The organism is Pedobacter sp. 01T416_2 (genome assembly GCF_056398925.1).
Genome location: NZ_JBFTQI010000213.1, coordinates 1 through 7,954, shown reverse-complemented (window position 1 = coordinate 7,954; position 7,954 = coordinate 1). Strand labels below are relative to the sequence as shown.

At 40.1% G+C, this 7,954-nt stretch carries 4 protein-coding genes; 3 read left to right on the top strand and 1 reads right to left on the bottom strand.

Annotation, left to right across the window (positions count from 1 at the left end):
• Positions 1-703, bottom strand: a 703-nt coding sequence (locus AC1DPQ_RS11095; RefSeq protein WP_477609272.1) for a LacI family DNA-binding transcriptional regulator, incomplete at its 3' end; no start/stop codon positions are given.
• A gap of 265 nt (positions 704-968) precedes the next feature.
• On the opposite strand from AC1DPQ_RS11095, the gene AC1DPQ_RS11090 reads away from it, so the two are divergent.
• Genes AC1DPQ_RS11090 through AC1DPQ_RS11080 form a run of 3 tightly spaced genes read left to right on the top strand, consistent with a single transcriptional unit; the run spans position 969 to position 7,721 of the window.
• On the top strand, positions 969-4,199 hold the full coding sequence (locus AC1DPQ_RS11090; protein WP_477580571.1) for a SusC/RagA family TonB-linked outer membrane protein: 3,231 nt from the start codon (positions 969-971) through the stop codon (positions 4,197-4,199).
• 17 nt (positions 4,200-4,216) lie between these two features.
• On the top strand, positions 4,217-6,061 hold the full coding sequence (locus AC1DPQ_RS11085) for a RagB/SusD family nutrient uptake outer membrane protein (RefSeq protein ID WP_477580569.1): 1,845 nt from the start codon (positions 4,217-4,219) through the stop codon (positions 6,059-6,061).
• Positions 6,062-6,074: 13 nt separating this feature from the next.
• Positions 6,075-7,721, top strand: a complete 1,647-nt coding sequence (locus AC1DPQ_RS11080) for a fibronectin type III domain-containing protein (RefSeq protein ID WP_477609270.1) — start codon at positions 6,075-6,077, stop codon at positions 7,719-7,721.
• The last annotated feature ends 233 nt before the right edge of the window (positions 7,722-7,954 follow it).

Genomic DNA, 7,954 nt, shown 5'->3' with positions numbered 1-7,954 from the left:
GTTCCAGCTCTGCACTGTGCATACCTCCATGCTGGCAATATTTAACCAGCTCAGGTCTAAATTCGATATGGTATTTAACCAATGCTGCTTTATAACCTTCTAACCTTTCTTTTGTTATCGAAAGATTTTCAGAATTTGTTAAATGGGCAATGGTTCTTTTTCCAGATAAAATAAGATGTTCTGTGGCATCAAAAGAACCTTTAAAATTATTCGCGATTACCTTATGGGTTTCAAAATCTTTAGGCACACGGTCGAAAAAAACAATTGGTAAGCCCTTGGCATATAAACTCCTCAGGTAATCAATATCCTGCGTTTCAGACGATAGCGCAATCAATAAACCATCGATAGAACGTGATGCAAGGTGCTCAACATTCAGTTTCTCCTGCTTGTAAGATTCGTGACTTTGAGAGATGATAACGTGATAATCTTTATCATAAGCGATGGATTCGATGCCATTTATCACCTGAGAAAAAAAGTTGTTGGCAATTTCGCTCACAATAATGCCGATAGAATAGCTACGGCGCTCCTTTAAACTTCTGGCGATTGGATTAGCGCGGTAATTAACCTTTTCAGCATAAGCCAAAACCAGTTTTTTGGTTTCCTCACTAATTTCGTAACGATCTCTTAAAGCCCTGGAGACTGTTGAAGTTGACAATCCCAACGCTTTAGCAATATCTTTTATGGTAGATGTTTCAAATCTCATTTTCGTAATGCGTACAAGTTACAAAAAATATCTCTTTAAGGGGATTGGATGAGTAACATTAATAAACGTCGCATCTACGTTTTTGGGAACGTTTGCACAGTTTTTTAGTTAAATCTGGTTTCAATTGCTTTTTAGTTTGTAAAATTGTTACATCAACGTAACCAAATATAAACTAACTATAACATCCCGAAATAGAATTATATTCTATCTGCAAGCGATTGCAGCATCATAAAAAAACCAAATTACTTCAAATAAATAAATAACTATGAGCAGAGTTTTACTCTTTTTAGCACTTCTCTCTTTTTTTGGATTATCTGTTGCTCAAGCACAAAACAGACAATTAACAGGAACTGTAAAGGATAAATCTGATGGGCAGCCACTAATAGGCGTGAGTGTATCGATAAAGGATTCGAAAATTGGAGCGAGTACAGATGCGAATGGAGTTTACAAAATTCCCGTTCCGGCCAAAGGCGCTACCCTAATTTTTACCTATGTAGGTTATAAAACAAAAAATGTTGCTGTAGGTGAGCAAAACAAAATAGATGTAACACTTGAAGAAGATGCCAACACTTTACAAGAGGTTACCGTAAACATCGGTTACGGATCTGTACGTAAAGAAGCCTTAACGGGTTCCGTATCTTCCATTACCGGGAAAGATATTGATCAGTTCCCGGTAAGCACTGCAGCCCAGGCTTTGGCTGGTAAACTGGCAGGCGTATCGGTTACCACAACGGAAGGAAGCCCAGGCGCCGAAATTGTAATTAAAGTACGTGGGGGTAGCTCACTTACGGGTGATAATTCTCCATTGTACATTGTAGATGGAATCCAGGTTGAAAATGCATTATCCATTTTATCGCCGAACGAAATCCAGTCTATTGATGTGTTAAAAGACGTGGCATCAACATCAATTTATGGCAGTAGAGGTGCTAATGGAGTAGTGATCATTACCACCAAAAGCGGAAAGAAAGGAAGACCGATTGTTTCGTTTGATGCTTATGCGGGTGCGCGGCAGATTGTAAACGAGCTGGATGTAATGAATCCTTATGAGTTTATCAAATATCAATATGAGCTCTATAACAACAACACCAATCAGGATGTAAAAGATACTTTTACCAAAAAATATGGCACGTTTGAAGATCTGGACATTTACAAAAATATTCCAAATATCGATTGGCAGGACAAAATTTTCGGCCGTCAGGCATGGAGCAATACCGAAGTTTTAAATCTATCAGGCGGTACTTCTAAAACCACTTACAATGTTTCGGTAAACAATACCAAGGAAGACGGTATTATGCTTAACTCTGGCTATAGAAGAACTTTTGCCTCTGTGCGTTTAGACCATAAATTTTCTGATAAATTCAGGGTTGGTCTAAATGCCCGTTACAGTGGTCAGCGTATTGATGGTGTAGGTACAACCTCTACAGGTTCGCAGGGTACTAACCGTTTAAGAAATTCTGTACGTTACCAGCCTTATTCAGGTGGTGGCGATTCTGGCGATTTGTTCGATGCAGACTATTTAACTACCGGATTAACCAATCCAATTACCTTGGCCAACCAGGAATTGAAATATGATTATCGCAACGATTTAATTTCGAGCGGTTATGTACAATATTCGATTCTTAAAAACTTAACGATAAAGAGTACCGTTGGTTACAACCGAACTAACAGGCACGTTAATACTTTTAATGGCCCGGTAAGTAACGTAGCCAGGAACAATGCAGGTTTACCTGCCATCCAACTGGACACGGTAGCCCAAAAATCTTTTATTAATACCAACACCATTAACTATAAACCAAATCTGGGTAAAGACCATAGTTTAGATTTATTGGTAGGCCAGGAAATCAACATGGTCGATATCGATTCGAGAACAACTGTGCTTAAATTTTTACCCATAAACATCTCTCCCGATGATGCTTTTGTGAGCAGCGCTCCGGCAAATACCATTCAGGACAGGCCAACTTCACTAATTTCTGGCACCAGGCAGTTTTCGGTATTTAGCAGGGCCTCTTACGGTTTTAAAAATAAATACCTGGCCACTGTAAACTTCAGAACAGATGCTTCTTCATTATTTGCGGCAGGGAAACAATGGGGTTATTTCCCATCGGCACAGGTAGCCTGGAGGGTAACGGAAGAGAAATTTGTAAAAGATATGAACCTCGATTGGTTAGATAACTTTAAAGTTAGGTTTAGTTATGGTGCAGCAGGGAACAACCGTATCGGTCAGGATTTATTTAGAACATTATTTTACCTAAGTTCTACCACCGGTGGTTATGCCGATACAGATGGCTCAGTATCAACTGGTTTAATTTCAGGTACAGCTACAGGAAATATTTTATCTAACCCGAACATTACCTGGGAAACCAATATTTCTAAAAACCTGGGTATTGATATCGATTTATTTAAAAACAAGTTATCGCTTAATTTAGATTATTACGACAACAGAACAAAAAACCTACTTTTAAATGCAAATGTGCCACAAACTACGGGGTATGCTACACAACAGCAAAATGTGGGTAAAACCCAAAATACAGGTTTCGAACTGCAATTGAATTATCAGGCCGTTAAAACCAAAAACTTTAGCTACAATACCAGTTTCAACATTTCATTCAACAAGAACAAAATTGTCGAACTGCAAAATGGCGTAAATTCATACATCACACAATCAGGCTGGGTAAACAGCTTAGGCGATTTTAAAGTCGAAGTAGGCCAGCCGGTTGGTCAGTTTTACGGTTTCGTTTCGGACGGGCGATATACTGTTGATGATTTCACCTACGTCCAAAACACAACTACTGGTGCCTATACCTATACACTTAAGCCAACTGTTGCAAATAGCAGGGTATTATTGGGTAACCGTGATCCTCAGCCAGGCGACATGAAGGTTCAAAAACTATCGTCTTCATCAAGTATGATGATCGGTGATGACGACAGAACGGTTTTAGGTACAGCACAGCCGAAATTCACCGGAGGTTTCAACAATCAGTTTGCCTATAAAAATTTCGATCTAACTGTATTTGTAAACTTTAGTTACGGAAGCAAGGTGTACAACGCCAACAAAATAGAGTTTACCTCGCAATACAACGTAAAAGACAACAATTTACTTGCGGTGATGAATGATCGCTGGCAGAACTTTGATGCCAATGGTGTAAAGATAACAGACCCGGCATTATTGACTTCCATGAACGCCAATACTTCACTATGGACGCCTACAGGAGGGAACTATGCTTTAACCTCTTACGCTATTGAAAATGGCTCGTTTTTAAGAATCAGCAATCTGACACTGGGTTATAGCTTACCACAGGGTTTGATCAGAAAAACAGGTTTCATTTCAAAATTAAGGGTATACGGAACAGTTAATAACTTATATACGATAACGGGCTATACAGGTTATGATCCTGAAGCAAACACCCGCCGATCGAATCCACTTACGCCAGGTATAGATTACGCTGCTTATCCGCGCAGCAGATATATCCTTGCTGGTATAAACATGGTATTTTAACCTCAACATTAAAGAAAATGAACAATAAATTTATAAAATCGGCTTTAATGGTAATTGCTGTTGGAGCATTGAGCATAACTACTTCCTGTAAAAAATATTTAGATGTACAATCGCCGTCATCCTCTAGTCCGGATGTTGTTTTTGAAAGTACAGCAAACACCAATGCAGCAATTATTGCAGTTTACAACCGTCTTTGCGGTGATAATGGTTACGGAAGCCGCATATCTACACTATTTGGTTTAACCGCCGATGATTTTAAAACCTCGGGAAGTTATAGTTCTTCCGATCGCAGGGGGATTAGCATGTACGGTGCGAGTTCAGACAATACCGATCTGATCAACCCATTTTTACAATTATATGCGGGCGTAGAGCGGGCAAACATCTGCATCAAATTTATCCCGGCCTCTAGTCTTTATACCAATGGTTCTGAGGCTGACAAAACGATTATGAAACGGTATTATGGTGAAGCTTTAACATTAAGAGCACAATTTCTTTATGAATTGATCCGTAACTGGGGTGATGTTCCTGCGTCTTTCGTGCCTTCTGCAGATGCCGAAACATTGTATGGCCCAAATGTAGACCGCAATAAAACCTATGATCGGATCATCGCAGATTTAAAAATGGCTGAGGACCTGGTGCCATGGAGAAGTGGAATCACAGAATACGGCAGTTTCCGTTATACCAAAGGTGCAATTAAAGGCTTAAGAGCCCGTATTGCTTTAGCCAGAGGCGGTTATTCGCTAAGGTCGGCCAATCATACTATGGAACGCAGTGCTGATTATTTAACTTATTATAAAATTGCTTTTGATGAGTGTTTGGACATTATGAACCACCGTTCGGAGCATAGCCTGAATCCCGTTTATGAAAATGTATTTAAGACCTTGCATACCACAACCCGCTATGATGACGCCCACGAGCTGATGTTTGAAGTGGCTGCTTTTGGCGGCAACGCTTCTACCGATAGCAAATTAGGTTATTATAACGGTATCCGTTTTAACTCCGCATCTACTTTTGGTTCAGGCGGCGGCGGGATGAATGCTATTCCTACTTACTTTTATGAATTTGATGTCACCAAAGATTGTCGCAGGGATGTAACCATCGGCGTTTTCGAAATTACCGCAACATCAAAGAAAATTATCAATACCCTGTTTAACATGACGGATGGAAAATTCCGCAAATCATGGACAACTTTTAACAACTCTTCCGCTGCTCAAACTTTCGGGGTAAACTGGCCAATGTTACGTTTTGCCGATATACTGTTAATGTATGCAGAGGCAGATAATGAAATTAACGGAGCACCATCTGCTTCCGCAGTTAATGCCTTGCAAGAGGTACAAAAACGTGCCTTTGCTGGTTTTGAAGGACAAATCCCAGTAACACCAATGGATAAAAACGGCTTTTTTACTGCTATTGTGAAAGAAAGGTTATTGGAATTTGGAGGAGAGGGTATCCGTAAATATGATTTAATCCGCTGGAATTTATTAGGCAGTAAATTTGAAGAAACACGCAATAAAATACGTGCTTTGATTGCAGGAACGGGCGATTATACCAGTGTACCAAATTACGTTTATGCCAAAGAGGGGAATTACCTGTTGGGAACGAGCGTAAACGAAGTAGCCACACTCGATCTCTATGGCGGTGTACCAAATAATGTGTTTGCCTCACCAGGATTAAACACTTCAACAGCACCGAGCGGATATACCACTAAAAACTGGAGAAAGGCTGTTACAGAAGAAAACTCCATAACCAGCACTTCTACGGGAATTGCTTTTTACTTCGAAGCAAATAAAAAGGAACTTTTCCCATATCCTAAAACAACATTGATCGAAAATCCGAGTATGGCTCAAAACTTTGGTTATTAATTAGATATTAATTATGAAAACATTTATAAATCAATTAGGGTTTAAATTCGCCGTTTTATTATTGATGGTTGCGGTAATTTCTTCATGCAAAAAGGAAGAAGATATTCCAACAGAACCAGCAAGGATATTTAAGCCAAGCGATGTAAAAATTACCGCTGGCGAAACTTCAGCGAAATTAACCTGGACAGTTCCTTTGATGTCGACTGGAAAAACCTTTAAATACAGTATCGATTTCTCAACAGATTCGCTGTTTGCTACTGTAAATTACACCACTACAGCAGATACGGCCGGTGTAACGGTAACTGAAGAGAATTTAGCGGTAAGAACCAAATATTATGCAAGGGTTAAAGCCAGTGCAACTGAAAGCCAGCCTGAATCGAAATATATACGTAGCAGCGTTTTTCAGTTAACCGGGATTCAACTTTTTGCAGCCATCAGAGATAATGAAATTAAAGAGAATAATATTACACTGCGTTATACCCCAACAGTTGGTTTAACATCCATCGTTTTAACCCMTGAAAGCGGAACGGCAACCACGATAACCCTGAGTACCACTGATGCCTCGGCAGGGTTAAAAGCCATAACAGGATTAACAGCAGGGACAAAATATACCGCCGAACTATTTGCAGGAACGAAAAGCAAAGGAATTGCCACTTTTATTACCCTTGCTCCAACTACATATACGGTTAAATTAAATCCTGGTGATGACCTGGCTGCAGCGATTGCCAGTGCAACAAATGGCGCAATTATTGGTTTAAACCCAGGCACCTATACCTTGTCGGCAACCACTTTCATCACCCAAAAAACCATTACCATAAAATCAACATCAGGCAACCCAACCGATACAAAGGTAAATTATAAGGAAATTGATTTAGAGGGTACTGGGGCAGGCGTAACGCTTTCGGGTATTGAATTTGATGGAACAGCCAGTGCATCGCTTTATTTCCTTAATTTTATTGGCACACAGGCGGCCAATGGTGCAGCAGCAACTTTTACCAATGTAGTGGTAGATAACTGTATTGCACATGGCTCTGTAACATCGTTTTTAAGAGGCGATAGAGGCACGGCCGCCCGCGATTTTAAAATCACAGGCATTACGGTTAATAACTCGATTGTTTACGACATGGGCTTAAATGGTTCATCTGCATATTATACTTTTCACCTAAATAAAATGCAGTTCAATGCCCTTACCATATCTAAATCTACTTTTTACAATGCAGGCCCTGGCCTGGTTACAGCGAGCACCACTTATACAGGGGATGTTATCCCGACAGTTGCGATCACCAATTCGACCTTTAATGGTTTTGGTGGCAATGCCAAGTACGCCCTGTTAGATGCGAATGCCAATCCGATCAATTTTACCATTTTGAACAGCATTTTTGCAAATACACCAAAATCGGGTACGGTTAACGCTGCTGCCATTAGGGGCACAGGTGCAGGAAGTACATTGAAGGTTTCGAACAGTAATTACTTCAACCTGTTCAGCGCCCTAACTGGCGGAACAGCACTAACCTTTGGAACAGCAACTTTAGCAAGTAATCAATCTATCAATACCGGCTGGACAGCTACAACAACTGATTTCACTATAGCTGTTGGTTCGCCTTTAAGAAGCGCGGGAAGCACCGGTGGTCCGATCGGCGATCCAAGGTGGACATACTAATAAAAATTATAGGGCAGGTTTTAATCTGCCCTTTTTTAATGAACTTTATGCAGGGTTGGTATTTAATAGGTTCCAAATAAGAATCGTCATCTCCTTTGGTTTATCGGACTGATTTTTCTTCTTGTAAATAGTATTACAAGAAGAAAGCTTGGTAAGCGTTTAAATAAAAGGCAGGGTGAACTTCCGTCATCTCTAGTTCACAGAACTTGTGGTCGTATTAGTCCCTGCCTTTT